Origin of the sequence: Novimethylophilus sp. (assembly GCF_036504375.1) — a bacterium.
Lineage (GTDB): Bacteria > Pseudomonadota > Gammaproteobacteria > Burkholderiales > Methylophilaceae > Novimethylophilus.
In genome coordinates this window covers 1-24,035 of the sequence record NZ_DASXVH010000005.1, presented here as the reverse complement: position 1 = coordinate 24,035, position 24,035 = coordinate 1, and the positions used below count along the sequence as shown (strand labels likewise).

The window sequence follows — 24,035 nt, the reverse complement described above, 5'->3', positions numbered from 1 at the left end:
CTTTTGTTTTGTAGCGCCGCTTACTGTTGTTCTGCAGGCGCGCTTTCTTCGGTGCGTACCGGCGGGTCGATCAGTGCCTTCATCGACAGGCGGACCTTACCCTTGTCGTCGACTTCGATCACCTTCACGCGCACGATCTGGCCTTCCTTGAGGAAGTCGCTCACGGCATTGACGCGCTGGTGGGCGATTTGCGAGATATGCACCAGGCCGTCCTTGCCCGGCAGCAGGGACACGATCGCACCGAAATCCAGCAGGCGCTGAACGGCGCCTTCATAGACTTGGCCCACTTCCACCTCGGCGGTAATCGCCTCGATGCGGCGCTTGGCTTCTTCGCCCGCTTCGGCGCTGACGCAGCCGATCTTGATGGTGCCGTCGTCCTCGATATCGATCGTGGTGCCGGTTTCTTCGGTCAGTGCACGGATTACCGCGCCGCCCTTGCCGATCACGTCGCGGATTTTTTCCGGATTGATCTTCAGCGTGATGATGCGCGGGGCGAAGGCCGACAGGTCCTCGCGCGAATGATCCAGCGCGCCCTTCATCAGGCCGAGGATGTGCATGCGGCCTTCCTTGGCTTGGGCCAGCGCTACCTTCATGATCTCGGCGGTGATACCGGTGATCTTGATGTCCATCTGCAGCGCGGTGATGCCGTTGTCAGTGCCGGCCACCTTGAAGTCCATGTCGCCCAGGTGATCCTCATCGCCCAGGATGTCGGTCAGCACTGCGAAGCGGTTGCCTTCCTTGATCAGGCCCATAGCAATACCGGCGACGTGTTCTTTCATCGGCACGCCGGCATCCATCAGCGCCAGACAGCCGCCGCAGACGGAAGCCATCGAGCTGGAGCCGTTGGATTCTGTGATTTCGGACACCACGCGGATGGTATAGCCGAATTCTTCCTTGGAGGGCAGCGCGGCCAGCAGTGCGCGCTTGGCCAGGCGGCCGTGGCCGATTTCGCGGCGCTTGGGCGTGCCCACGCGGCCGGTTTCGCCGGTGGCGTACGGCGGCATGTTGTAATGCAGCATGAAGCGGTCGGTGTATTCGCCTTGCAGCGCGTCGATGATCTGCTCATCGCGGCCGGTGCCCAGTGTAGCGACGACCAACGCCTGGGTTTCGCCGCGGGTGAACAATGCGGAGCCGTGGGTGCGCGGCAATACGCCGGTGCGGATGGTGATCGGGCGCACGGTGCGGGTATCACGCCCGTCGATGCGCGGCTCGCCGTTCAGGATCTGGCTGCGCACCACCTTGGCTTCCAGGCCGAACAGCGCATCCTTGATCTGGTTGGCGCGGGCGGTATCGGTGCCTTCGGTAATCAGCTCGGCCAATACGCGGTTCTTGATTTCATCCAGCTTGCCGGAGCGCGTCTGCTTGGATTTGATCTTGTAGGCTTCGTTAAGATCGTCGCCGGCCAGTGCGGTCAGCTGTTCGATCAGCGCGGTGTCGGATTCCGGCGGGGTCCAGTCCCAAGGGGTCTTGCCGACTTCGGCAGCCAGTTCGTTAATCAGGCTGATCACCGCCTGCATTTCGTTGTGGCCGTACACCACGGCGCCCAGCATCACATCTTCCGACAGCTGCTGCGCTTCCGATTCCACCATCAGCACGGCCTTGTCGGTTGCGGCTACTACTAAATCCAGCTCGGTATCCTTGAGTTCGGTCGCGGTCGGGTTCAGTACGTACTCGCCGTTGATATAACCGACGCGGGCTGCGCCGATCGGGCCGTAGAACGGAATGCCGGAAATTGCCAGCGCGGCGGAAGCGCCGATGATCGCCGGAATGTCGGAGTCAATCTCGCTGTCGGACGACATCACGGTCGCGACAATCTGAATCTCGTTATAGAAAGCTTCGGGGAACAGCGGGCGCAACGGGCGGTCGATCAGACGCGAGGTCAGCGTTTCCTTCTCGGAAGGGCGGCCTTCGCGCTTGAAGAAGCCGCCGGGAATCTTGCCCGCGGCGTAGGTGCGCTCCTGATAATCGACCGTCAGCGGGAAAAAGTCCTGGCCCGGCTTTACTTCGGTCTTGCCTACGGCGGTGACCAGCACCACGGTATCATCCAGGCTCACCAGCACTGCGCCATCGGCTTGACGGGCGATTTCGCCCGTTTCCAGCGTTAGGGTGTGCCTGCCAAATTGTATTGATTTCTTGATTGGTTTCATGATTAATGTCCTCTAGATGGCAAACAAGCCGATCAGACGCAGCGTTACCGCTGCGTCTGATCGGCTTGTTTCATTGAATGCAGAAATAAAAGGCTTATTTGCGTAGACCAAGGCGCTCGATCAGCGAGCGGTAGCGATCCGCATTCTTGCGCTTGAGGTAGTCCAGCAACTTGCGGCGCTGGCTCACCATCATCAGCAGGCCACGGCGGGAGTGGTGATCCTTGGCATGAGCCTTGAAATGCTCGGTCAGCGTGGAGATGCGGCTGGTCAGCAACGCCACTTGAACTTCCGGGGAACCGGTGTCGTTCTGGGCCTGCTGGTACTCACCAACAATCTTGGCTTTTTCGGCGGTCGTAACGGACATCTTACTCTCTCTTTTTCTCTAAAATCTTGAGCCGAGCATTTTAACCGTAATTCCTGCAGCTTTACAAGCGTTTTCGGGGCGCATTATGATGGGCCGGGGCCGGAGCATCGTTTGTTCGATAGCATATTTCCTTGCCAAGTGGGCATGAAATCCAGTAGAATCCGCGCTTTTCCTTTTTCAGAACAAAGAGAAAACCGACTATGGTTATCATCAGGCTTGCTCGTGGCGGCGCCAAGCGCCGTCCGTTCTACAACGTAGTGGTGGCTGATTCGCGTAACCGTCGCGACGGTCGTTTCATCGAACGCATCGGTTTCTACGATCCGTTGGCCAAGGAAGGCACCGAGGGCTTGCGCCTCAACAGTGAGCGCATCGCTTACTGGCAAGGCAATGGCGCACAGCTTTCCGACTGCGTGGCCAAGCTGGTCAAGCGCACCGCTGCTTAGTTAGACTTAGCTAGAAAGTTGGAACAACCATCTGATCAGATGGTAGTGATGGGGCGCATTGTCGCCCCATACGGCATTAAAGGCTGGGTGAAAATCCAGCCTTTTACCGAAGCGCTGGACGGTCTGTTCGATTATGAACACTGGTGGCTTGCCGACAAAGGTGGCTGGCGCGAAGGCGAAGTAGAAGACGCCAAGGTTCACGGCAGCGTGCTGGTTGCCAAGTTCGTGGGCTGTGAAGGACGCGATGGCGCGTTTGCGCTCAAGGGCAAGGAAATCGCGGTTTCTCGCGACGAGATGCCAGAGGCCGAAGAAGGCGAGTATTACTGGTCCGATTTGATCGGGCTGAATGTTCGTAATCTTCAGCAGGTTGATCTGGGTAAGGTCAAGGACGTGTTCGAGACTGGCGCCAACGACGTGCTGGTGGTGCGGGGTGAACGCGAGCGGCTGATTCCGTTCGGTGGTCAGGTGGTGCAGGAAGTCGATCTGGCAAAGGGCGCCATATTGGTCGATTGGGATGCCGACTTTTGAACGTGCAGTTCGATGTCGTGACTTTATTCCCGCCGATGTTCGAGGCGGTAAGCAAGCATGGCGTGACGTCAAGGGCCCTGGAAATGGGGCTGTATGGCCTGCACCTGTGGAATCCGCGTGATTTCACCGCTGACAACTATCATACGGTAGACCACCGGCCCTATGGCGGCGGCCCCGGCATGGTGATGATGGCCGAGCCGCTGGAGAAAGCAATCGCCGCGGCGAAGCAACGACAACGCGAGGCGGGTGTCGAGAGCACGAAAGTGATCCACCTGTCGCCGCAAGGCCAGCCGTTGACCCATGCCAAGGTCATGGAGCTCACGGCCCAGCCTGGCCTGATCCTGCTGGCGAGCCGCTACGAAGGCGTGGACGAGCGCTTGATAAAGCGCCGGGTGGACGAGGAAATCTCCATCGGCGACTACGTGCTGTCGGGCGGCGAACTGCCGGCGATGGTGCTGATCGATGCGGTCGTACGGCACCTGCCCGGCACATTGAACGACGCCGACTCCGCGGTCGAGGATTCGTTCGTGGATGGGCTGCTGGATTGCCCGCACTATACGCGGCCTGAAGTGTACAAGAATGAGGCGGTGCCGGCGGTTTTATTGTCCGGGCACCATGAAGAGATTCGCCGCTGGCGCCTGAAGCAGGCGTTGGCGCGAACCCGGGCAAGGCGCCCGGACCTGCTGGAACACCGGCAGTTGACCAAAGAGGAGTCTCGGCTGCTCGCTGAGATCGAGCAGGAACAAGACTCCGCATAACTAGAAAGGAGCCATCATGGCTAATATCATTCAGATGTTGGAACAGGAAGAAATCGCCCGCCTGGGCAAGACCATCCCGACCTTTGCCCCCGGCGACACCGTCGTGGTGCAAGTAAAGGTGAAGGAAGGCAACCGCGAGCGTCTGCAGGCTTATGAAGGTGTGGTCGTTGCCAAGCGCAACCGCGGCCTCAACTCCAGTTTCATCGTGCGCAAGATTTCCTCGGGCGAAGGCGTGGAACGTACCTTCCAGACCTACTCTCCGCTGATCGCAAGTATCGAGTTAAAACGCCGCGGCGATGTGCGCCGCGCCAAGCTGTACTACCTGCGCGAGCGTTCCGGCAAATCCGCACGCATCAAGGAAAAATTGCCGAACCGCGCCAAGGAAGCCGCTGCAGAACCCGCAGCCGAGTAATCCGCGCGGTTCCCCACAAAACCCTGCCCCAGCAATGGCGCAGGTTTTTTGTTTTTCGGGGTAAGATAAGCGGATGACTTACCAAGCTTGTATAGCCACTCCCTTCGCAATGCTCGGCATCCGTTGCACTGAGGAGGCCGTGACCGAAATCGATTTCCTGCTGCACTCAACCCCGCCGCTGGCCCCGAGCAGCGGTATCGCCCGAGCGGTACGCCGCGCCATCGAACATTACCTGCAACACCCCCATTGCGATTTCGACCTGCCGCTGGCCGTTGCGGGCACGCCTTTCCAGCGCCGGGTCTGGGACGAGTTGCGCCGCATCCCCGCCGGGCAAGCCATCACCTACGCCGAACTCGCGTGCCGGGTAGGCTCCGGCGCCCGCGCCGTTGCCAATGCCTGCGGCGCCAATCCCATCCCCGTGATCATCCCCTGCCATCGCGTCGTTGCGGCGAATGGATTGGGCGGATTCATGCGCGGGCACATGGATTCCTCCCTCGATATCAAGCGGTGGTTATTGACCCATGAACGAAGCGCACCAGGCGCTGCTTGACGCGTTCATCGACCAGCTGTGGCTGGAAGACGGCCTCGCGCGCAACACGCTGGAAAGCTACCGGCGCGATCTCGCCCAACTCGCGGGCTGGCTGGAACAGCGCGGCACCGTGTTGCTCGCCGTCAGCCGTGCCGATCTCGAGCAGTACCTCGCACGCAAAAGCCCGGTTTCCAAGCCCCGCAGCATAGGTCGCCTGATCGCCAGCCTGCGCCGTTTTTACCGGTATTTCATGCGCGAGGGCAAGATCAGCGTCGATCCCACGCTGCAACTCGATTCGCCCAAGCTGCCGCGGTCATTGCCCAAAAGCCTTACCGAAGACGACGTGGTGCAGCTGCTCAATGCGCCGAGCGACGACGAGTCATTGGGGCTGCGCGACCGGGCGATGCTGGAAATGCTCTACGCCACCGGCTTGCGCGTGTCCGAACTGGTCAACCTCAAGGTGAGCGAGGTGAGCATTGCGGAAGGTGTGGTGCGCGTAACCGGCAAGGGCAGCAAGACGCGGCTCGTGCCCCTGGGCGAAGAAGCGCTGGACTGGATTACGCGCTACATGGAGCAGGGCCGTTTGGGCCTGCTGGACGGCCAGCTTTCCGACAGTATGTTCGTCACCCAGCGCGGTGGCGCGATGACGCGGCAGGCGTTCTGGTATCTGGTCAAGCGCTACGCCAGGCTGGCTGGCATCGCCAAGCCGATGTCGCCGCATGTGCTGCGGCATGCGTTTGCGACGCACTTGCTCAACCACGGCGCGGATTTGCGGGTGGTGCAGATGCTGCTGGGGCATGCGGATATTTCGACGACGCAGATTTATACGCATGTGGCGCGGGAGAGGTTGAAGGCGTTGCATGCGAAGCATCATCCGCGGGGATGAGCAGATCAAAACAAAAAGCCGGGTTTCCCCGGCCTTTTGGTTGCTGGATTCCGGCTTGCGCCGGCACGACCTGAAATTATTCGTACCGCGAAAACGCCAGGCTCGCGTTCGTTCCGCCAAACCCGAAACTGTTCGACAGCACCGTGTTGAGCTTGGCCTCGCGCGTCTCGCGCGCGATAGGCGCGCCTACCGCCGCCGGGTCGAGCTCGGTGATGTTGGCCGAGGCAGCGATGAAACTGTTTTCCAGCATCAATAGCGAATAAATCGCCTCGTTCGCGCCCGCCGCGCCCAAGGCGTGGCCGGATAGCGATTTGGTGGAGCTCACGGGCGGCATGTCTTTGCCGAACACGGTGAGCATGGCTTCGAGTTCCTTGGTGTCGCCGGCGGGGGTGCTGGTGCCGTGGGCGTTGAGGTAATCGACCTTGCCTTGGACGGTTTCCAGCGCCTGCTGCATGCAGCGCACGGCACCCTCGCCCGAGGGCGCGACCATGTCGTAGCCGTCCGAGGTAGCGCCGTAGCCTACCAGTTCGGCGTAGATCCTGGCGCCGCGCTGCTTGGCGTGCTCCAGTTCTTCCAGCACCAGGATGCCGCCGCCGCCGGAGATGACGAAGCCGTCGCGGGTCGCGTCATAGGGGCGCGAGGCGGTTTGCGGGGTGTCGTTGTACTTGGAAGAGAGCGCGCCCATGGCGTCGAACAGCATGCTCATGGTCCAGTGCACTTCCTCGGCGCCGCCGGCGAAGACGATGTCCTGCTTGCCCAGTTGGATCAACTCGCCGGCATTGCCGATGCAGTGCGCGCTGGTGGCGCAGGCGGAAGAAATTGCATAATTCACACCCTTGATCTGGAACGGCGTGGCGAGGCAGGCGGTGACGCCGTTGGACATGGTCTTGGTGACCATATAGGGGCCGACGCGGCGGATACCTTTTTCGCGGAAGGTGTCGGTGGCCTGCGTCATGCTCTCGGTGGAGGTGCCGCCGGCGCCGACGATGAGGCCGGTCCTGGGATTGGAGATGTTGTCGTGCTCCAGGCCGGCGTCGCGAATCGCTTCCTGCATCGCCAGATAGGCATAGGCCGCGCCGTTGCCCATGAAGCGCAAGGTCTTGCGGTCGATGCGCGCTTCGATGTCTTCATGGCTTAAGTTGATCGGGCCATAGACGTGCGAACGCATGCCGAGATCGGCATACTCCTGCGAGTGCCTGATGCCGGAACGGCCGTTCTTCAGCGATTCCAGCACTTCCTGTTGGTTGTTGCCGAGACTGGACACGATGCCCATCCCGGTGACGACGACGCGACGCATTTCCACGTCCTCCCTAAAAGTTATCAGTGCGAGTGAATAATCCTACTCGCAGATCGTTGGCGGCGTAAATCTCGCGGCCGTCCACTTCCATTCGCGCATCCGCGATCCCCATCACCAGTTTGCGCATGACCAGGCGCTTGATGTCGATGTGGTAGGTGATGCGTTTGTTGGTGGGCAGGACTTGTCCGGTGAATTTGACTTCGCCGGAACCCAGTGCGCGGCCATGGCCGGGGCCGCCCATCCAGCCAAGATAGAAGCCGACCAGCTGCCACATCGCGTCCAGCCCGAGGCAGCCCGGCATGACCGGGTCGCCTTCGAAATGGCAGCCGAAAAACCACAGGTCGGGACGCACGTCGAGTTCGGCGACGATCTTGCCTTTGTCGAACAAGCCGCCGTCTTCGGTAATCGAAACAATACGGTCGAACATCAGCATCGGGGGAAGAGGCAGCTGCGCATTGCCGGGGCCGAACATTTCGCCGCGCCCGCAGGCGAGCAACTCCTCATAGTTAAAGCTATTTTTTTTTTGCATGGCGAATGAATCGCAAGGGGATGATGGACCGATATGGAATCATAACCAACTGTGCCATTTGGCACAATCTGCAAAGAGGTTGCGGATAGGCTTTCGCGTTTGCGGTATCATCGCCATTTTCTGTTCCGGAGCAAGCCCATGAAGAAAAGCATACTCGCGGCAATCAGCGGCATTGCCGCCCTGGTGGCCGCGGCTGCCGGTTACAATGCAATTGCCGATACCACTGTCAAGGAAAAACCCGCGATGAAACAAACCATCAACGATCTCGAAAAAATCGACCAGAAAATCGGCGAAGGCAAGGAAGCTTTCCCCGGCACCAACGTCAAAGTGCACTACACCGGCTGGCTGTACGACCCCAGCAAGGCGGACGGCCATGGCAGCAAATTCGACAGTTCGCTGGATCGCGGCGACCCGTTCATGTTTTTCCTGGGCGGCGGACAAGTCATCCGCGGCTGGGATGAGGGCGTGGTGGGCATGAAAATCGGCGGTAAGCGCACGCTGATCATCCCCTCGCACATGGGCTACGGTTCGCGCGGCGCCGGCGGCGTGATTCCGCCTTATGCCACCTTGATATTCGACGTGGAACTGCTGGAAGTACAGTAACTTTAATCAACTCCCGAAGATCGTTCGGTCTTCGGGAGTCTCTAAAAAAAGCAGGGAATTTACAAACTTTCGTCGCGGCGTAAAATAAGACTATATTATCTTAATATGCGGGGTGCGCCATGTTGAAAGTCTTGTTCGGGTCCACGGTCGGGATCATGAGTATCCTGACGGTGCTGGGAACCAGCATCGTGATTTGTTTCTGGCTCTATTTTGCGTTCAAGAAACACGACGAATGACGGTTCCGGCTTTTCAGTCCAGTCCGAGGCTGGTCCATAACTGGTCGACGCGCTGTTTTACCTGCGGGCTCATCGCGATCGGCTGCCCCCACTCCCGGTTGGTTTCGCCCTTCCACTTGTTGGTCGCGTCCATGCCCATTTTGCTGCCCAAGCCTGATACCGGGCTGGCAAAATCCAGGTAGTCGATAGGGGTGTTTTCCGCGATCAGGGTATCGCGCGCGGCATCCACGCGGGTGGTCATCGCCCAGATGACTTCTTTCCAATCGCGGATGTTCACGTCGTCGTCGGTGACGATGATGAATTTGGTGTACATGAACTGGCGCAGAAAGCTCCAGATGCCGAACATCACGCGCTTGGCGTGGCCGGGGTACTGTTTCCTGATACTGACCACCGCCAGCCGATAGGAACACCCCTCCGGCGGCAGGTAGAAATCGGTGATTTCGGGAAACTGTTTTTGCAGCAGCGGCACGAATACTTCGTTGAGCGCGACGCCGAGCACGGCCGGCTCGTCCGGCGGCTTGCCGGTATAGGTGCTGTGGTAGATCGGGTCGCGCCGCATCGTGATGCGGTCGATAGTGAATACCGGAAAACGGTCGACTTCGTTGTAGTAGCCGGTATGGTCGCCGAACGGGCCTTCCAGTGCGGTTTCCTGCGGTGCGATATAACCTTCGAGCACGATTTCCGCGCCGGCCGGCACATGCAAGTCGTTACTCAGGCATTGGACGATTTCGGTCTTGCCGCCGCGCAGCAGTCCGGCGAACTGGTATTCGGACAGAGTATCCGGCACCGGCGTGACCGCGCCCAGGATGGTCGCGGGATCGGCGCCCAGCGCCACGGCGACCGGGAAATTCTGGCCCGGATGTGCCGCGCACCAGTCGCGAAAATCCAGCGCGCCGCCGCGATGCGCCAGCCAGCGCATGATGACCTTGTTTTTGGCGATCACTTGCTGGCGGTAGATGCCGAGGTTCTGCCGCTCCTTGAGCGGACCCTTGGTGACGGTGAGTCCCCAGGTGATCAGCGGGCCGGCGTCGCCGGGCCAGCAGGTCTGGATCGGCAAGCGCGCGAGATCGACCTCGCTGCCTTCCCAGACCACTTCCTGGCACGGCGCGCTATTGACTACCTTGGGCGCCATGTCGAGGATTTTCTTGAACTTCGGCCACTTGTCCCAGGCGTCTTTCAGCCCCTTGGGCGGTTCCGGTTCCTTCAGAAAGGCGAGCAGCTTGCCGACATCGCGCAAGGCCTCCATGTTCTCCTCGCCCATCCCCAGTGCCACCCGGCGCGGCGTGCCGAACAGATTGCCCAGCACCGGCATGCCGTGGCCGGCGGGGTTCTCGAACAGGATGGCGGGGCCGCCGGATTTCAGCACACGGTCGCAGATTTCGGTCATTTCCAGGTGCGGGCTGACCGGGACGCTGACCCGCTTCAACTCGCCCAGATTCTCCAGTTGCGCGATGAAGTCGCGCAGGTCGCGGTATTTCATGGATGCCGGTTCTCTTGAACAATGCCGCCGATTGTAGCAAACGCGGCACGGGCCTTGCGGATTTGCGTTGCGCAGGGCTTATCGATTTGCCTCGCGGCACGCTTAGGCGCTACACTTTACGGCTATTTTCCCGACTGGTGAGTGAGCAATGAAGGCGCGTGTGAAGTGGATCGAAAACGTATGTTTCATGGGCGAATCGGAGACCGGTCATGCCGTGGTGCTGGACGGCGCACCGGATGCCGGCGGGCGCAACTTGGGCATGCGGCCGATGGAAATGCTGTTGATCGGCATGGGCGCCTGCACCTCCTTCGACGTCGTGACCATCCTCAAGAAAGGCCGTCAGCCGGTTACCGATTGCGTGGCCGAGATCGAGGCCGAACGCGCCGCAGAGGTGCCCAAGGTGTTTACCAGAATCCACGTGCATTTTGTCGTCACCGGCCGCGGTCTTAATCCGGCACAGGTGGAGCGCGCGGTGAAACTGTCGGCGGAGAAATACTGCTCGGCTTCCATCATGCTCGGCAAGAGCGCCGAGGTGACGCACGATTTCGAGATCGTCGAAGAGGCAGCCTGAGTCTTTGTGGCGTAATTCCTGGCTTGCGCCAGCCACGGCTGGAATCCGCCATGTCCTCTTCCGGTGCTTCAGTTCGCTACGCTACGCACTCTGAGCGTTTCCTGTTTTTTAATCAAGTCCAACAGCCGGTCGATATTCGGATGTTTGCCGGGATTCAGTTTGGCATCGTCGGTATGCTCGGCATACAGTTCGCAACCGCGCTCTGCGGCGGCGGGGGTGATGACGCCGAATTGCCGGGCGAGGTGCAGGTAGAGGCGCAGTGAGCCTTGGCTGCCGGCCTTGTTTTCGATGACGGCGGTAAGGTTGCCTGCGGCGTCGAGCAATTCCAGGCGGGCAATGCCGTCGATGGCGGGAAAGGTATCCAGGTTTTTTTTGAAAGATGGCATGCGTTAAATCCAGTAAGTCGTGCTGGTCATTATTTTCGAGGAAAGCTGCATGGCTAGTTTCACCGGCAGCGGCAATTCCACCCCGCCGTGTTCAAGTGCAGTGGTGGCGTGGCGGGCTTCGTCGATTTTCATTTGTTCGAGTATGGCGCGGCTTTTTTCGTCTTGCACGGGCAGGCGTGCAAGGTGGCTTTCAATATGCTTGCCGACCTGTTTTTCGGTTTCGGCCAGAAATCCCAGATTCCATTTGTCGCCCAATGCGCCGGCCAGTGCCCCGAGCGCAAAGGAGCCGGCGTACCACACCGGGTTGAGCAGGCTTTTATGGCTGCCGAGTTCCCCGATGCGTTTTTCGCACCAGGCCAGATGTTCGGTTTCTTCCTCCGATGCCTGGCGTAGCGCGGTTTCGGTCGCAGGATTGCGCGCGGTGAGAGCCTGGCCGTTGTAAAGCGCCTGGGCGCATACCTCGCCGCTATGATTGACGCGCATCAACGCCGCCGCCTGTTTCTTTTCGGATTCTGAGAGCGGGGTTTCGGCGCGGCCGCGATCGGGCTGCGGCCTGACACTATGAGCCGGCGCGAATACCGTGCGCAGACCCTTGTCGAATTCGGTAATCAACTTGTCCAAGGAATTCATTCCAGTCCTCCCGTGAAGCCCATTTGCCGCGCCAGCAGCATGACCGGATGCGAAATTTGCACGGGCATATCCGCTTCATTCAAGCCTCTGGCGAGATGCAGCGCGCAGCCGATGTTCGCAGTCACCAGATAATCGGGCGCCACCTCACCGCAAGCGGAAATTTTATCATCGCGCAAGCCGTTGGCCATGTGCGGCTGGGTCAGCATATAGCTGCCGGCACCGCCGCAGCATTGGGCGTTGCCGGGCAGGGCCACGATCTCTGCCTGCGGAATATGCTGCAGCAGGGTTTGCTGCACGCCCTTGGCCTTGAGGACGTTGCGCAAGGTGCAGGGCTCCTGCACCGCGATTTTGGCTCGCAGAGGTGCAATCGTGACTTTTTCCCAGCCGCTGGCCTGGGCCAGGAAAACATTGATATCCTGCACCCGATCCGGCATGAATTCAATCAGGCGCGCGCCGCAGCCGCTCGCCACCGTCAGCACCGGCATTGCGGCGAAAGCTGCAAAAGCTGCTGAATTGCGCGTTTCCAGCGCCATCGCACCGTCGCTATCGCCCGCCTGGCGATGCAAGCCACCACAGCAGGTCTGCGCGGGAGGGATGTGCACCGTATAGCCCAGGCGGTTGAGCACAAAAACGGATGCCGCCAGCGTTTCAGCGTCCAGTGCATTGCTTACGCAGCCGAGGAACAGACAGACTTCGTTCTGTGCAGAAGTGGCGGTATACCGGGTTTTCCAGCGATATTGCCTGGATGCGGCGGGCAGCGATTTGAATATTTTCCGCAGGCCGAGGCTATTCGCCAGGCGCAGCAGGCCGCCGGCCAGGCGCGACAGCGCCGGATTGACGATGATACGCGTAGCGAGCGGCAGCGGCGAGCCGTGCTTTTGGTGGATCAGCGCCCGCGCCTCGTCGGCGATCGTGCCGTAGTTGACGTGATTGGGGCAGGCGTTTTCGCAGGCGCGGCAGGTCAGGCACAGATTCATGTGCTCGATGTAACGCTCGCTCATCGGCAGCGTGCCTTGCGCCACGGCCTGGGTCAGCAGGATGCGTCCGCGCGGCGAATCGGCTTCCGACTGTGTTTTGCGGTAGGTCGGGCAGTGTGGCAGGCACAGGCCGCAGGCGACGCAGCGGCCGGTTTCCGTGACCAGTAACGATTGAATCGGGGACGCGTGGTTCATGGAGTCATATCCGGCATAAAGCAAAAACCGCCATACCGGGTCAGCGGCATGGCGGTGCGGAGTTTCTGTCAAGGCAGTTATTTCTTTTGCAGAATCTGCAAACCCTTGAGCAGATTCATCGCCTGGATGAACTGGAAGTCGTTCTTCGATCCTGGTTCGACCGGGGTTTGGTGCTCGGTCTTGACATCCTTGTCTGACTTGCCGTCCTTGTCGTTGTCTTTTTCCGGAACCGCAGGCTTGATCGGTTCTGCCGACGGCGTATTGGCATCCTTGGGGTTGGCCAGATGGCGTGTCAGGTCGGCTTCGCGCAGATAGAAACCGGAGTCGGCGGCGTCCTCGACCACGATGTCCGGCACAATGCCCTTGGCCTGAATGGAGCGCCCCTTGGGCGTGAAGTAGCGCGCCGTGGTGAGCTTGATCGCGGTGCCGTTGTTCATCGGCAGGATGGTCTGTACCGAGCCCTTGCCGAAGCTCTGCGTGCCCAGAATGATCGCACGCTTGTGGTCCTGCAGTGCGCCGGCGACGATTTCCGAGGCGGAGGCCGAGCCGCCGTTGACCAGCACCACCATGGGCACGGCCTTGATGTCGGCCGGCAGGTTTTTCAGGTAGTCGTCACGCGCGCCGCCCTTGGAATAATTTTCCGGGTTCGCGGTCAGGCGCATCTTGGCATCGTTGGTGCGGCCTTCGGTGTAAACCACCAGTTCATTCCTGGGCAGGAAAGCCGCGGAGACGCCGACCGCACCGTTGAGCAGGCCGCCGGGGTTGTTGCGCAGGTCGAGCACCAGCCCCTTGAAGCCGCCATTACTCTCGTCGTGCATGGTTTTCAGTGCCTTGGCCAGATCTTCGCCGGTATGCTCCTGGAACTGGGTGATCCTCACATAGGCGTAGCTTGGCTCCGGCGCTTTGTATTTAACGCTCTGCACCTTGATGACGGCGCGCATCAGCGGGAAAATCAGCGGCTTGTTTTCGCCCTTGCGCAACACGGTGAGCACGATCTGGGTGTCGGGCTTGCCGCGCATGCGCTTTACCGCATCATTCAGCGACATGCCTTTAACCGGGGTGTCGTCAAGCTTGATGATGAGGTCGTTGGGTTTGAGGCCGGCCTTGTAGGCAGGCGTGTCTTCGATCGGCGAGACGACTTTGACGAAACCGTCTTCCATGCCCACTTCTATCCCTAAGCCGCCGAATTCGCCCTGCGTTCCGGCCTGCAGTTCCTTGAAGCCGTCGGCATCGAGATAGGCGGAATGCGGGTCGAGGCCGGACAGCATGCCGTTGATGGCCTCGGTGATCAGTTTCTTGTCTTCGACCGGTTCGACGTAATCGCTTTTGATCTTGCCGAACACTTCGGCAAACGCACGCAAGTCGTCGAGGGGTAGCTGAGTCTTGCTGTCTTTATCGGCGATGGCCGGGTAGTTCAGGCTCAACATCACGCCCAGCAGGGCACCTAAAGCCACCAGTCCAAACTTCTCAAGTCTTGCGCGCATTTTCGATTCCCGGTTAATTCGCAGTTCGATTGGACAGCGAAATTGTCAAAGCGTTTATTTTCCGCTATTTGCGCGCGGCTTGCCAAGTGATGTTTCTCAGGGTGAGGTTTCCGTCGCATGCCCTTTGCCCAAGTATCTGGCGGAGTTTTCCTGAGTTGTCGGGACGAAGCGCTGACTGGCCCGGCTGCGTCCCGCGCCGGTTGCTTGCGTTGACTCTATGTGGCAGGCCCGACCGGGCCCCCCCGGCCTCTTTAGAAGTGTTGATTTGGGAGAGTCTGGTGCCGCTCCTACTGAAGGCACCAGAGTTCAAATGGCTATTGACTCAACAAATAAGAATCATTATCATTCGCGTTGTTAGTGTCATGCGAATGATTCTTGTTTTAATTAAAAGTGAGGGATTTGAATATGCGCAAAACAACGATGGCAGTCACTGTGGCTGCCCTTCTAAATGCCGGTAATGCATTGGCGGGCCCGAGTGTCGAGCAGCAGATCGAAGTGCTGCAGCAGGAAATCGAGGCGCTCAAGTCGCAAATGGCCAAGGCGGCCACCGGCAATCAGGCCGGCGGCATACAGGCATTGTCCGACAGGACGACCATAGGCGGTTATGGCGAACTGCATTACAACAACTTTGGTGGTGGAGCCACGCACAAGGATGAAGTCGACCTGCATCGCTTCGTGCTGTTCTTCGGCCACAAATTCAATGACCTCGTAAGCTTCAAATCCGAACTGGAAGTGGAACATGCCATTTCCAGCAAGGATGACGAGGGTGAGGTGGAGGTGGAGCAGGCCTATCTCGACTTCCATATCAACGATAAGCTCAATGCCAAGGCCGGGCTGTTCCTCATCCCCATGGGCCTGCTCAACGAAACCCACGAACCGCCGACCTTTTTCGGCGTGGAGCGCAACGAGATCGAAACCCGCATCATTCCGAGCACCTGGCGCGAGGGCGGTGTCGGCGTTTACGGCGAAGCCTTGCCGGGATTCAATTACCAGCTCAACCTGACCTCCGGGTTCAACGCCGCAAAATTCGAGAAACCGCAGAACGGCATACGCTCGACGCACCAGGAAGGCCAGTTGGCCGCGGCGGAAGACTTGTCGGTGTCGGGCGCACTCAACTATGTCGGCGTTCCCGGTCTGCTGCTGGGCGGCGCGTTCTTTACCGGCAATACCGGGCAGGGCAACTCCACCATCGGCGATGCGCGCCTGACCCTGTGGGATGTGCATGGCCGCTACCATGTGGGCAAGCTGGATGTGAGAGCGCTTTATGCCCGCGGGCATTTGGACGATGCCGGCAAGATCAATACTTTCCTCGCGTTGCCGGTCAACAAGGGTGCCCCGAAAGAGTTCTTTGGCTGGTACACCGAGGCGGCCTATCATGTGTGGCAGTCTGGCGATATGGATTTCGCACCGTTCGTGCGTTACGAGAAGTGGGATACGCACAAGGAGGTCCCGACCGGTTATACGCGTAACCCGGCCTTCGAGAATAGCGCATGGACTGTGGGCGCCAATTTCTGGCCGCACCCCAGCGTGGTGCTGAAGGCGGATTACCAGAGTTTCGACAAGCCGGACGCCGACAAGGGCGACAAGCGCTTCAACATGGGGGTCGGTTACATGTTCTGAGCCTGGGTGGGCGCGATGCGCGCGGTCAGGTAAGGTTTTTGGCATGGTTTGAGGAGTACGAAATGCTGCAGATGTTCGTTATCGCCCTGCGCGAAGGAATCGAGTCGTTCCTGATTGTTGCCATCACGCTCGCCTATCTGCGCAAGAGCGGGCGCCAGGCACTGCTGCCCGCCGTCTATGCGGGTACTGCAGTGTCTATCGCAGCGAGTTTCGGCGCCGGGTGGCTGTTCAGCCAGGCGGAGAACAAGCCGTTATGGGAAGGGCTGCTGGCGCTGGCGGCTGCGCTGCTGGTGGCGTCGATGGTGTTTTATATGATGCGGGTGTCGAAACGGCTGCGTGCGGAAATCGCGCAGCACATCGACGACGCCGCCGCCAAGGCTGGATTTGCCGCGCAGATCGGGGTGTTCCTGTTCATATTGCTGATGATCACGCGCGAGGGAATGGAAATTGCCTTGCTGGTCAGCGGTCTGGCCATGCGGACTGATACGCGCGACATGCTGGCCGGCACACTATCCGGCATCGCCGGTGCGGGGCTGCTGGCCTGGGCCTGGGTACGCTACGGGCAGCGTATACCGCTGGCAAGGTTCTTCCAGGTAACCTCGATTTTCCTGCTGCTATTTGCCGTACAGCTGGTGTTCTATGCTTTTCATGAGCTCACCGAAGGGAGCGTGCTGCCGATCGACAACCAGTATTGGCACATCGCAACCGAACCGTGGGCGCCGGAGGGGCAATATGGTGCCTATCTGACCTACGCGCTGGTGATCGTGCCGCTGCTCTGGCTTGCCTATACCACGCTGCGTGGCGAGAGGCGTAACGCAGCGTCCTGACAGCGGCGGGGAAGTGCGTGCACTGGTCTCCGGATTCACAGGCATTTCGATGACTTGCATGGTTTCCGGGGGTGCCGGCAGTTCAGGTTTGTGCGTTAAACTATAACCCCGGACGTTTCAACTAGGAGACTGACATGGCCAAGAAGGAAAAGGCAGCTAAGGGCAATGACAAGGTCGTCGCCCTGCTCAACCGCATCATGGAGAGCGAACTGGCTGGCGTGGTGCGTTACACGCATTATTCCCTGATGGTGTTCGGCTACAACCGCATTCCCATCATTTCCTGGCTGCGCGGGCAGGCGGACGAATCGCTCGCCCATGCCCACAAGGCGGGCGAACTGATCACCCACCTAGGCGGTCATCCGTCACTTGGTATCGGCCCGCTGCTGGAAACCCACAACCACGATGTTGGCGATATCCTGCGCGAATCGCTGGCGCACGAAGGCGCAGCATTGCAGCTTTACCGCGAGCTGCTGAAGGAGGTCGGGGGCGTATCGGTGATGCTGGAGGAGTACGCACGCGAGATGATTTATACCGAAGAACTGCACCTGGGCGAGGTCGACAAGATGCTGCGCAAACCGGGGGACGTGGCTGCCTTTGTCGAGCGCTGAGCAACTGATCCGGCGGTTGTCGCGCTGGCTGCCGTGCGGCCTGCTCGTCGCCGCACCCGCGTTTGCCGGGGAAACGGTATATCTCACAACCGAGCAGTTCGTTGCCGAAACCTTCGCCGACAAGACCCCCAGGATCGAATTGCTGTGGGTGACAAAGGATGTCTCCGCGCAGGCATCGCACATCCTCGGGCACGCGCCGCCGCAGTTGCGCCAGCGCTACTGGAGCGACGGCGCGAAAAGCGCCTGGGTGCTGGAGGAAATTGGCAAGGAAGAGCCCATTACCGCCGGTTTCGTGGTGCGGGATGGCCGTATCGAGCAAGCCAGAGTGCTGACCTACCGCGAGAGCCGGGGCATGGAAATCCACTACCCGGTTTTCCTCAAACAATATGCCGGCACCGGTCTTGCGCCGGATTACCGGCTGGATAAAAACATCGACGGCATTTCCGGCGCCACGCTGTCGGTGCGCGCCATGGAGCGCATGACCCGGCTGGCGCTTTATTACGACCGCATTGCCCACGCTAACAAATGAGCGCACGCACCCGCCTGATCAGACTGTTACGCCATTGGCACGCCCGCATTGGCGTGCTGACGGCGCTGTTATTCCTTTTCCTCGCGGTCAGCGGCATTGCGCTCAATCATACCGATGCGCTACGGCTGGACCAGAGAAAAGTGTCCGCGCACTGGCTGATGCGATGGTACGGATTGAAAACCGAAGGCCCCATGCAAGGTTATCTGTTCGACCACGGTTATTTTTCCTGGAGCGGCCGTCAATGGGTGATGGATGGCCGCGTCATCGGCGCCGAAGAGCCGCCGCTGGGCGTGGCGGAGGTGGCCGGAACGCGCTATGTCGCCACGGCTTCCGCGCTTTACCTCTATTTGCCGGATGGGCGGCTGGTGGATAAGCTGCAAGGTGCCGCGCTGCCGGCGACTCCTTTACGCCGCATCGGCAGCCGCGGGGCGTGGCTGCTGGTGGATACGCCGCAAGGCGTGTTCGCCAGCAGTGACGGCCTGGCTTGGCGTCCGCAGCAGCAGGCCGCCAAAGATGTCTGGGCACATGTGCAACCGTTGCCGCTACAAGCGCGGCGGCACCTTGCCGCCTTGTTTGTGCCGTCGCTGCCGCTGGAGCGGATAGTGCTGGATTTGCACAGCGGCCGGTTGTTCGGCCGCCACGGGCCATTGTTGATGGATACGGTGGCGGGCATTCTTTTGCTGTTATCGCTGTCAGGAGTATGGATTTATTGGCGCAGCGTTCGCAAGCGCTGACATTGCCGCGTTGTATCGGATCGCCCGTTTCCGGGGCAGGCCTGTTTTATGGGCGATTAAATTTTGCGTGGGCGTTTTGCCCATTGCATGCCGGCGGCAATGGCGGTCAGCACGACGACGTAAAATACCAGTTGCATGCCGGCCGGCTGGGCGTCGTAGCCGATCAGGCTGTGCAGCAGCATGCCGGGCACCGATTGTTCGGGCAGTATCGCCGAGGTGTCCCACAGCGGTGAAGCCAGGCTGGGCAGTATGTCGGCCTGAATCAGGAAGCGTGCCGCCTGCGAGGCCATGCCGGCGGCCAGCAGCAGCACCAGTGCGCCGGTGGCGGCGAAGAACCAGCGCATGGGGATGCGCAGCAGACCGGCATAGATCGCATAGCCTACGATAATGCCTCCCAGCAAGCCGATCAGGCCCCCGGCCAGCATCGGGGTTGTGCCGCCGTTGCCGGAGGCTGCGATGCCGTAGAGAAACAGTACGGTCTCCGAGCCTTCGCGCAGTACCGCCAGCCCGACCACGATCAGCAGGATGGAGCATTCGCTGCGTCCCTCGCGAATTTCCCTGCCCACATGGCGCGCATTGGCTGCCAGTTCGGCGCCGTGCGACGACATCCATATGTTGTGCCAGGCCAGCATCGATACTGCAATGCCGAGCACGATGGCATTGAACAGTTCCTGGCCGATGCCGCTGGCGAACGCGCCTATCGCATCGGTGGAGGCTGCCACGACGGCTGAGCCGACCAGCCCAGCCAGCAGGCCGGCGGCCAGCCAGCGCTTGCGGCCGGGTACGTCGTGTGTGGCGGCAGCAACGATGCCGATAATAATGGCGGCTTCCAGCACTTCACGAAAAACGATGACGGCGGTTCCGAACATGGCTTTCTCCGATGTTTAACTTGGCGGCTTCTACTTTGCGACAATCACGCCCTGCGCAGTGGCCTGGTTGAAGTCGCCAAAAAAAGGATAACGGCCGGCATCGAGCGGGCCGATATAGATGGTGATGCGGCTATTGCCGGCGATTACTTTTTCGCGGTTCAGCGGATGGCTTTCGAATTCTTCCGGAGAAGGGTCACGGTTTTCCACCTGTAATTTGATCTTCTTGCCTGCTGGTACGGTCAGTTCCGCTGGCTGGAAATGATGGTCCTTGATTACCAAGGTGTAGTCAGCATCGGCGGCAAACACAGCGACTGGCAGCAGCAGGGCGATGAGCGGTAAGGATTTCATGGGGTTTCCGTTAACATTTCGTTAATGATAACTGTTCTCATTTTTTGATTGCAATCATTTTACGTCGGTTAACCCATATATTTATCGAGGCCAAACAGACAAGCAACCATTATTTTGTAAAGCGACCACCCGGTTGCCGTGGCGGGATGGACGAGTGCCGCGCCTGGCGATTGTGCTCGGAAGCGTTGATGTGCTGGCGTATGAACGTTGATTTTATTGGGGTTTGGTTTGGGTTGCGGATGTGCTCCGTGATAAAATTCCACTTCCTTACACGAGACCAGCCAGTGAGCCATCCCAAATCGTTTCTGCGCCGTTGGTCGCGGCTCAAGATCCAATCTGCATCACCGGTTGCTGCGCCTCAGCCGGCGGCTGAGGCGCATGGCACCGACGCTGATGTGAGCGCCCTGCTGCGCCCTGAAGTCGAACGCGGCGTGCGTCAGGCTGCGTTGCGCAAATTTTTCATGAGTGACCGTTACCGCGTCATGGATGGTCTGGACGTGTATGTCGACGATTACTCCAGCCTCGAGTTGCTGCCTGCCGCATTACTGGGCAGGCTGGTTCATGCAACTGCGCTGTTGAGTGCGGGCGAGCTTGAGCAGGAAACGTCAACCATCCCAAAGACTTCGCCGGAGCTACAAAAGTGACACCGCTGATGGCTGCGTTGCAAGCTGCGACAAATTTTCCGCCGCCAGAGCCGGTGCCGGAAGTGAGCTATCGTTCGGCAGGGCGCGTGCTGGTAATAGGGCCGGCGACATTAGCGTCGGATAAGGCCGGGGAATTGGCGGGCAATGTGCCGGTGACCGTGCTGGTGACCGAAGGTGATCTGCCTGAGCCGGAAGCTTATGCGGTACATGCCGGCCAGGTGATATCGATGGAAGGCTGGCTGGGAAATTTCGACGTCCATTGGAAGACCGTCGACGGCGCGGAATCGCAAGGCAAATTCGATCTTGTGCTTAACCTGGGGCTCGAGCGCTATTTCAGGATGCATCAGCCGCCTCAAGGTTATTTCGCGCCGATGAATGATACGCAAGCACTGCAGGATGCGCTGCGGGAGATCGCGGATGCGGTGGGCGAATTCACCAAACCCAAGTTTTACCAGTTGAACGAAAAAATTTGTGCCCACAGCCGTTCCAATGTAGAGGGCTGCAATCGCTGTTGGGATGTCTGTTCGGCATGGGCGATGCGCTCCGAAGGGGATGCCGTTCGCGTGGAATCGCATCTGTGCGTCGGCTGCGGCGCATGCGCCACGGTATGCCCGACCGGCGCGATGCGCTACAACTATCCATCGGTTTCCTACTGGGGCGGCAAGCTCAAGGCGGTATTAGGGGCTTATGCGGTGGCTGGCGGCAAAGCGGCCTGCGTGCTGGTGCATGGCGAAAATGTGACGCTGCAACAAGACCAGTTGCTGCAGCGCGTGATTCCGGTTTCCATGTTCCATATCGCCTCCGTCGGTCTGGATTGGCTGCTGGGCGCACTGGCGCTGGGCGCCAATCAGGTGGTGATCCTGGCTACAGGCAACGAAGCGCCGCAATATCTCGAAGCGCTACGAGCACAGATGGCGCTGGGTGAAGAAATCCTGCAAGGGCTGGGCTACGCGGGCGAACACTTCAGGCTGATCGAAGGTCAGGCCGGGCTAGCGCATTTACAGCAAATGCCTCCGGCCCGGGTGCCGAGCGAGACGGCGAGATTCTCGTTATTCGACGACAAGCGCACCACGCTGGAATTCTGTATCGACCATTTCGCGCGCCATGCGCCGCAACCGGCGGACATGATCGCGCTGGCAAGCGGCGCGCCATTCGGCACAGTGGAAGTGACGGGGGACAAATGCACGCTGTGCTATTCCTGCGTTTCCGTCTGTCCCGCCAGCGCGCTGCTGGATGGCGACGGCCAGCAGCAGCTGAATTTCATCGAGCGCAACTGCGTGCAGTGCGGCCTGTGCGAAACCGCCTGCCCGGAAGATGCCATCCGGCTGGTGCCGCGCCTGCTACTTGCGCCGCAGGCCAAACAGAAGCGGGTATTGCATGTAGATCAGCCGTTCCACTGCGTGCGCTGCGGCAAGCCATTCGGCACGCGCAGCATGGTGATCGGCATGGTGGCAAAGCTGGCCGGGCATTCGATGTTTGCCACGCCGGAGGCGCTCAACCGGCTGAGAATGTGCGGCGATTGTCGCGTGGTGGACATGATGACGACAGACAGCCACGAGGTGCGGTCATGACAGTATTGGCGGAAACCGAAGAACTGGCGCGCGCCGCACACTATGCGCTGCTCGCCACGTTGCTCTATGCGCCGCCGAGCGCTTCCCTGCTGGCGGCCATTGCGCGGGCGGGGCAGGAGCGCGACGTTCCGCACACGCCGCTGGCGGATGCCGGCGAGCGACTGAGGCTGGCGTCCGGGGCGATGGATGCAGACGCTGCCACCGACGAATTCCAGGCCTTGTTCATCGGCGCGGGCAGCGGCGGCGAAATCGTCCCTTACGCCTCCTGGCATCTCACCGGATTCCTGATGGAGGAGCCGCTGGCGCATGTGCGCGGCGATCTCGCCGCATTGGGCTACGATCGCGCCGACGGCGTGAGCGAGCCGGAAGATCACATCGCCGCACTGTGCGAAACCATGCGCCTGCTGATCGAAAGCGGTTGCCCGCTTAACCGGCAGAAACAGTTTTTCATGCGCCATCTCGCGCCGTGGGGCGAGGCCTTCGCGATGCAACTACAAAGCGCGCCCAGCGCGAACTATTATGGTCAGGTGGCGGCGTTGCTGCGCGAATTCCTGCGTGTCGAGGCGATGTCGTTCGCCATGGTGCACGATATGGCAGAACAGCGATGAAAGCGAATAACATGGATACAGTAGATTTACAGCGTAGAAAATTCCTGCTGGCCGCCGGGCTGGGCAGCGCGGGTACGATTGCCGTGCTGGCCGCCACCGACAAACTGCCGGCAGCGGCGGCGAAAGCGGATGCTGCCGCCGCCGAGCCCGAGGCGACCAAAGGCTACCGGGCCAGCCCGCATGTGCTGAACTATTACCGGACGACCAAGGTGTAATCCGAGCATGTTGCTGAAAAAGAAATCGCCGAGTGCCGATGCTGTCGGGCAAGCCAACGCTACCCAACCGTACAATACGGTAGACCGGCGCGAGTTCCTCAAACGTTCCGGCATGGCCGCCGGAGCCGGGCTGGCGCTGTCGCAGCTGCCGTTCAATTTTATCCGCAAGGCCAAGGCCACCGATGCCAAGACAGGTGCAACGGTCAAGGTCAAGCGCAGTGTGTGTACCCACTGCTCGGTCGGTTGCTCGGTCGACGCCGTGGTGCAGAACGGCGTATGGATACGCCAGGAGCCGGTATTCGATTCGCCGATCAACCTCGGCGCGCACTGCGCCAAAGGCGCCTCGGTGCGCGAGCATGGCCACGGCGAGCGCCGGCTCAAATACCCGATGAAACTGGTGGACGGCAAATACCAGCGCATCACTTGGCGGCAGGCACTGGACGAAATCGGCGACAAGCTGCTTGCACTGCGTCAGGAAAGCGGCCCGGACTCCGTCTATTGGGTCGGTTCCTCCAAACACAGCAACGAGCAGGCCTATCTGCTGCGCAAGTTCGTCTCGTTCTGGGGCAGCAACAATGTCGACCACCAGGCGCGCATCTGCCACTCGACCACGGTCGCAGGCGTCGCCAATACCTGGGGCTACGGCGCGATGACCAATTCCTATAACGACATGCACAACGCCAAATGCATGCTGTTCGTCGGCAGCAATGCCGCGGAAGCGCACCCGGTGGCGATGCTGCACGTGCTGCACGCCAAGGAAGCGGGCGCGAAGATGATCGTCGTCGACCCGCGCTTCACCCGCACCGCGGCCCATGCGCACCAGTTCGTGCGGCTGCGTCCCGGCACCGATATCCCATTCGTCTGGGGCGTGCTGTGGCACATCTTCAAGAACGGCTGGGAGGACAAGCAGTTCATCCACGACCGCGTTTACGGCATGGATGAGGTGCGTAAGGAAGTGGAGCAGTGGACGCCGGACAAGGTGCACGATGTCACCGGCATTCCGGAAG

At 60.2% G+C, this 24,035-nt stretch carries 30 protein-coding genes; 19 read left to right on the top strand and 11 right to left on the bottom strand.

The window, feature by feature from the left end:
* Window positions 1-20: 20 nt before the first annotated feature.
* Window positions 21-2,147 (bottom strand): polyribonucleotide nucleotidyltransferase, encoded by a 2,127-nt coding sequence (pnp, locus tag VGK14_RS00320; RefSeq protein WP_331506897.1) that lies wholly within the window; start codon window positions 2,145-2,147, stop codon window positions 21-23.
* A 94-nt stretch (window positions 2,148-2,241) separates the two neighbouring features.
* Window positions 2,242-2,511: a 30S ribosomal protein S15 gene (gene rpsO / locus VGK14_RS00315; RefSeq protein ID WP_331506896.1), complete on the bottom strand. Its 270-nt coding sequence runs from the start codon at window positions 2,509-2,511 to the stop codon at window positions 2,242-2,244.
* Window positions 2,512-2,711: 200 nt separating this feature from the next.
* Here rpsO and rpsP point away from each other — a divergent pair, with 200 nt between their 5' ends.
* The 6 genes from rpsP (at window position 2,712) to xerD (ending at window position 6,067) form a co-directional block, all read left to right on the top strand.
* On the top strand, window positions 2,712-2,954 hold the full coding sequence (rpsP, locus tag VGK14_RS00310; RefSeq protein WP_331506895.1) for a 30S ribosomal protein S16: 243 nt from the start codon (window positions 2,712-2,714) through the stop codon (window positions 2,952-2,954).
* Window positions 2,955-2,993: 39 nt separating this feature from the next.
* Entirely contained in the window at window positions 2,994-3,482 is a 489-nt protein-coding gene (gene rimM / locus VGK14_RS00305) for a ribosome maturation factor RimM (protein ID WP_331506908.1), read from the top strand.
* A 2-nt stretch (window positions 3,483-3,484) separates the two neighbouring features.
* Window positions 3,485-4,240, top strand: coding sequence for a tRNA (guanosine(37)-N1)-methyltransferase TrmD (trmD, locus tag VGK14_RS00300; protein ID WP_331506894.1), 756 nt, complete (start codon window positions 3,485-3,487; stop codon window positions 4,238-4,240).
* A gap of 16 nt (window positions 4,241-4,256) precedes the next feature.
* Window positions 4,257-4,652, top strand: coding sequence for a 50S ribosomal protein L19 (gene rplS, locus VGK14_RS00295; protein ID WP_331506893.1), 396 nt, complete (start codon window positions 4,257-4,259; stop codon window positions 4,650-4,652).
* A 139-nt stretch (window positions 4,653-4,791) separates the two neighbouring features.
* Complete coding sequence (locus tag VGK14_RS00290) at window positions 4,792-5,202, top strand: methylated-DNA--[protein]-cysteine S-methyltransferase (RefSeq protein WP_331506892.1); 411 nt, start codon at window positions 4,792-4,794, stop codon at window positions 5,200-5,202.
* Window positions 5,174-6,067: a site-specific tyrosine recombinase XerD gene (gene xerD, locus VGK14_RS00285; RefSeq protein ID WP_331506891.1), complete on the top strand. Its 894-nt coding sequence runs from the start codon at window positions 5,174-5,176 to the stop codon at window positions 6,065-6,067. Before VGK14_RS00290 ends, xerD begins: the two co-directional genes overlap by 29 nt.
* A 76-nt stretch (window positions 6,068-6,143) precedes the next feature.
* Here the strand turns inward: xerD and fabB are convergent, their stop codons facing one another.
* Window positions 6,144-7,364 (bottom strand): beta-ketoacyl-ACP synthase I, encoded by a 1,221-nt coding sequence (gene fabB / locus VGK14_RS00280; RefSeq protein ID WP_331506890.1) that lies wholly within the window; start codon window positions 7,362-7,364, stop codon window positions 6,144-6,146.
* A gap of 13 nt (window positions 7,365-7,377) precedes the next feature.
* Window positions 7,378-7,893: a 3-hydroxyacyl-[acyl-carrier-protein] dehydratase FabA gene (fabA, locus tag VGK14_RS00275; protein WP_331506889.1), complete on the bottom strand. Its 516-nt coding sequence runs from the start codon at window positions 7,891-7,893 to the stop codon at window positions 7,378-7,380.
* 243 nt (window positions 7,894-8,136) lie between these two features.
* Between fabA and VGK14_RS00270 the strand changes: the two genes are divergently transcribed.
* Both VGK14_RS00270 and VGK14_RS00265 read left to right on the top strand, forming a co-directional pair.
* Window positions 8,137-8,496: an FKBP-type peptidyl-prolyl cis-trans isomerase gene (locus VGK14_RS00270; protein ID WP_331506907.1), complete on the top strand. Its 360-nt coding sequence runs from the start codon at window positions 8,137-8,139 to the stop codon at window positions 8,494-8,496.
* Window positions 8,497-8,615: 119 nt separating this feature from the next.
* The gene (locus VGK14_RS00265) at window positions 8,616-8,732 is read left to right on the top strand and encodes a DUF3149 domain-containing protein (protein ID WP_331506888.1); all 117 of its coding nucleotides are present in this window, start codon (window positions 8,616-8,618) and stop codon (window positions 8,730-8,732) included.
* A gap of 13 nt (window positions 8,733-8,745) precedes the next feature.
* Here the strand turns inward: VGK14_RS00265 and ubiD are convergent, their stop codons facing one another.
* Window positions 8,746-10,212, bottom strand: a complete 1,467-nt coding sequence (ubiD, locus tag VGK14_RS00260; protein ID WP_331506887.1) for a 4-hydroxy-3-polyprenylbenzoate decarboxylase — start codon at window positions 10,210-10,212, stop codon at window positions 8,746-8,748.
* Window positions 10,213-10,360: 148 nt separating this feature from the next.
* Between ubiD and VGK14_RS00255 the strand changes: the two genes are divergently transcribed.
* Complete coding sequence (locus VGK14_RS00255; protein ID WP_331506886.1) at window positions 10,361-10,783, top strand: OsmC family protein; 423 nt, start codon at window positions 10,361-10,363, stop codon at window positions 10,781-10,783.
* Between the two features lie 68 nt (window positions 10,784-10,851).
* Here the strand turns inward: VGK14_RS00255 and VGK14_RS00250 are convergent, their stop codons facing one another.
* The 4 genes from VGK14_RS00250 to VGK14_RS00235 all read right to left on the bottom strand — a co-directional run bounded on the left by VGK14_RS00250 (window position 10,852) and on the right by VGK14_RS00235 (window position 14,455).
* Entirely contained in the window at window positions 10,852-11,169 is a 318-nt protein-coding gene (locus tag VGK14_RS00250; RefSeq protein WP_331506885.1) for a DUF2322 family protein, read from the bottom strand.
* A 3-nt stretch (window positions 11,170-11,172) separates the two neighbouring features.
* Window positions 11,173-11,799 carry a 2-polyprenyl-3-methyl-6-methoxy-1,4-benzoquinone monooxygenase gene (coq7, locus tag VGK14_RS00245; protein WP_331506884.1) on the bottom strand — a complete coding sequence of 209 codons (627 nt, stop codon included), beginning with the start codon at window positions 11,797-11,799 and terminating at the stop codon, window positions 11,173-11,175.
* The gene (locus VGK14_RS00240; RefSeq protein WP_331506883.1) at window positions 11,796-12,971 is read right to left on the bottom strand and encodes a (Fe-S)-binding protein; all 1,176 of its coding nucleotides are present in this window, start codon (window positions 12,969-12,971) and stop codon (window positions 11,796-11,798) included. Before VGK14_RS00240 ends, coq7 begins: the two co-directional genes overlap by 4 nt.
* A 77-nt stretch (window positions 12,972-13,048) precedes the next feature.
* A complete protein-coding gene (locus VGK14_RS00235) occupies window positions 13,049-14,455 on the bottom strand; it encodes a S41 family peptidase (protein WP_331506882.1) in 1,407 nt (468 codons plus the stop codon).
* Between the two features lie 405 nt (window positions 14,456-14,860).
* Between VGK14_RS00235 and VGK14_RS00230 the strand changes: the two genes are divergently transcribed.
* From VGK14_RS00230 to VGK14_RS00210, 5 genes are all read left to right on the top strand, one after another.
* Window positions 14,861-16,075 carry a porin gene (locus VGK14_RS00230; protein ID WP_331506881.1) on the top strand — a complete coding sequence of 405 codons (1,215 nt, stop codon included), beginning with the start codon at window positions 14,861-14,863 and terminating at the stop codon, window positions 16,073-16,075.
* A gap of 62 nt (window positions 16,076-16,137) precedes the next feature.
* Window positions 16,138-16,902: an FTR1 family iron permease gene (locus VGK14_RS00225; protein WP_331506880.1), complete on the top strand. Its 765-nt coding sequence runs from the start codon at window positions 16,138-16,140 to the stop codon at window positions 16,900-16,902.
* 134 nt (window positions 16,903-17,036) lie between these two features.
* Window positions 17,037-17,510 carry a ferritin-like domain-containing protein gene (locus tag VGK14_RS00220; protein WP_331506879.1) on the top strand — a complete coding sequence of 158 codons (474 nt, stop codon included), beginning with the start codon at window positions 17,037-17,039 and terminating at the stop codon, window positions 17,508-17,510.
* The gene (locus tag VGK14_RS00215; RefSeq protein ID WP_331506878.1) at window positions 17,497-18,039 is read left to right on the top strand and encodes an FMN-binding protein; all 543 of its coding nucleotides are present in this window, start codon (window positions 17,497-17,499) and stop codon (window positions 18,037-18,039) included. The genes VGK14_RS00220 and VGK14_RS00215 overlap by 14 nt, the downstream gene beginning before the upstream one ends.
* On the top strand, window positions 18,036-18,773 hold the full coding sequence (locus tag VGK14_RS00210) for a PepSY domain-containing protein (protein WP_331506877.1): 738 nt from the start codon (window positions 18,036-18,038) through the stop codon (window positions 18,771-18,773). The genes VGK14_RS00215 and VGK14_RS00210 overlap by 4 nt, the downstream gene beginning before the upstream one ends.
* A gap of 56 nt (window positions 18,774-18,829) precedes the next feature.
* Here the strand turns inward: VGK14_RS00210 and VGK14_RS00205 are convergent, their stop codons facing one another.
* Both VGK14_RS00205 and VGK14_RS00200 read right to left on the bottom strand, forming a co-directional pair.
* A complete protein-coding gene (locus tag VGK14_RS00205) occupies window positions 18,830-19,642 on the bottom strand; it encodes an FTR1 family iron permease (protein WP_331506876.1) in 813 nt (270 codons plus the stop codon).
* Between the two features lie 30 nt (window positions 19,643-19,672).
* Window positions 19,673-19,990, bottom strand: a complete 318-nt coding sequence (locus VGK14_RS00200; protein WP_331506875.1) for a cupredoxin domain-containing protein — start codon at window positions 19,988-19,990, stop codon at window positions 19,673-19,675.
* A gap of 44 nt (window positions 19,991-20,034) precedes the next feature.
* Between VGK14_RS00200 and VGK14_RS00195 the strand changes: the two genes are divergently transcribed.
* The 5 genes from VGK14_RS00195 to VGK14_RS00175 all read left to right on the top strand — a co-directional run.
* Window positions 20,035-20,634, top strand: a complete 600-nt coding sequence (locus VGK14_RS00195) for a DUF3306 domain-containing protein (protein WP_331506874.1) — start codon at window positions 20,035-20,037, stop codon at window positions 20,632-20,634.
* Window positions 20,631-22,205 carry a 4Fe-4S binding protein gene (locus VGK14_RS00190; RefSeq protein WP_331506873.1) on the top strand — a complete coding sequence of 525 codons (1,575 nt, stop codon included), beginning with the start codon at window positions 20,631-20,633 and terminating at the stop codon, window positions 22,203-22,205. The genes VGK14_RS00195 and VGK14_RS00190 overlap by 4 nt, the downstream gene beginning before the upstream one ends.
* Window positions 22,202-22,813: a TorD/DmsD family molecular chaperone gene (locus VGK14_RS00185; RefSeq protein WP_331506872.1), complete on the top strand. Its 612-nt coding sequence runs from the start codon at window positions 22,202-22,204 to the stop codon at window positions 22,811-22,813. Before VGK14_RS00190 ends, VGK14_RS00185 begins: the two co-directional genes overlap by 4 nt.
* Before the next feature lie 11 nt (window positions 22,814-22,824).
* Window positions 22,825-23,028 carry a formate dehydrogenase gene (locus VGK14_RS00180; RefSeq protein ID WP_331506871.1) on the top strand — a complete coding sequence of 68 codons (204 nt, stop codon included), beginning with the start codon at window positions 22,825-22,827 and terminating at the stop codon, window positions 23,026-23,028.
* A 7-nt stretch (window positions 23,029-23,035) separates the two neighbouring features.
* A partial coding sequence (locus VGK14_RS00175; protein ID WP_331506870.1) for a molybdopterin-dependent oxidoreductase occupies window positions 23,036-24,035 on the top strand: 1,000 nt, incomplete at its 3' end.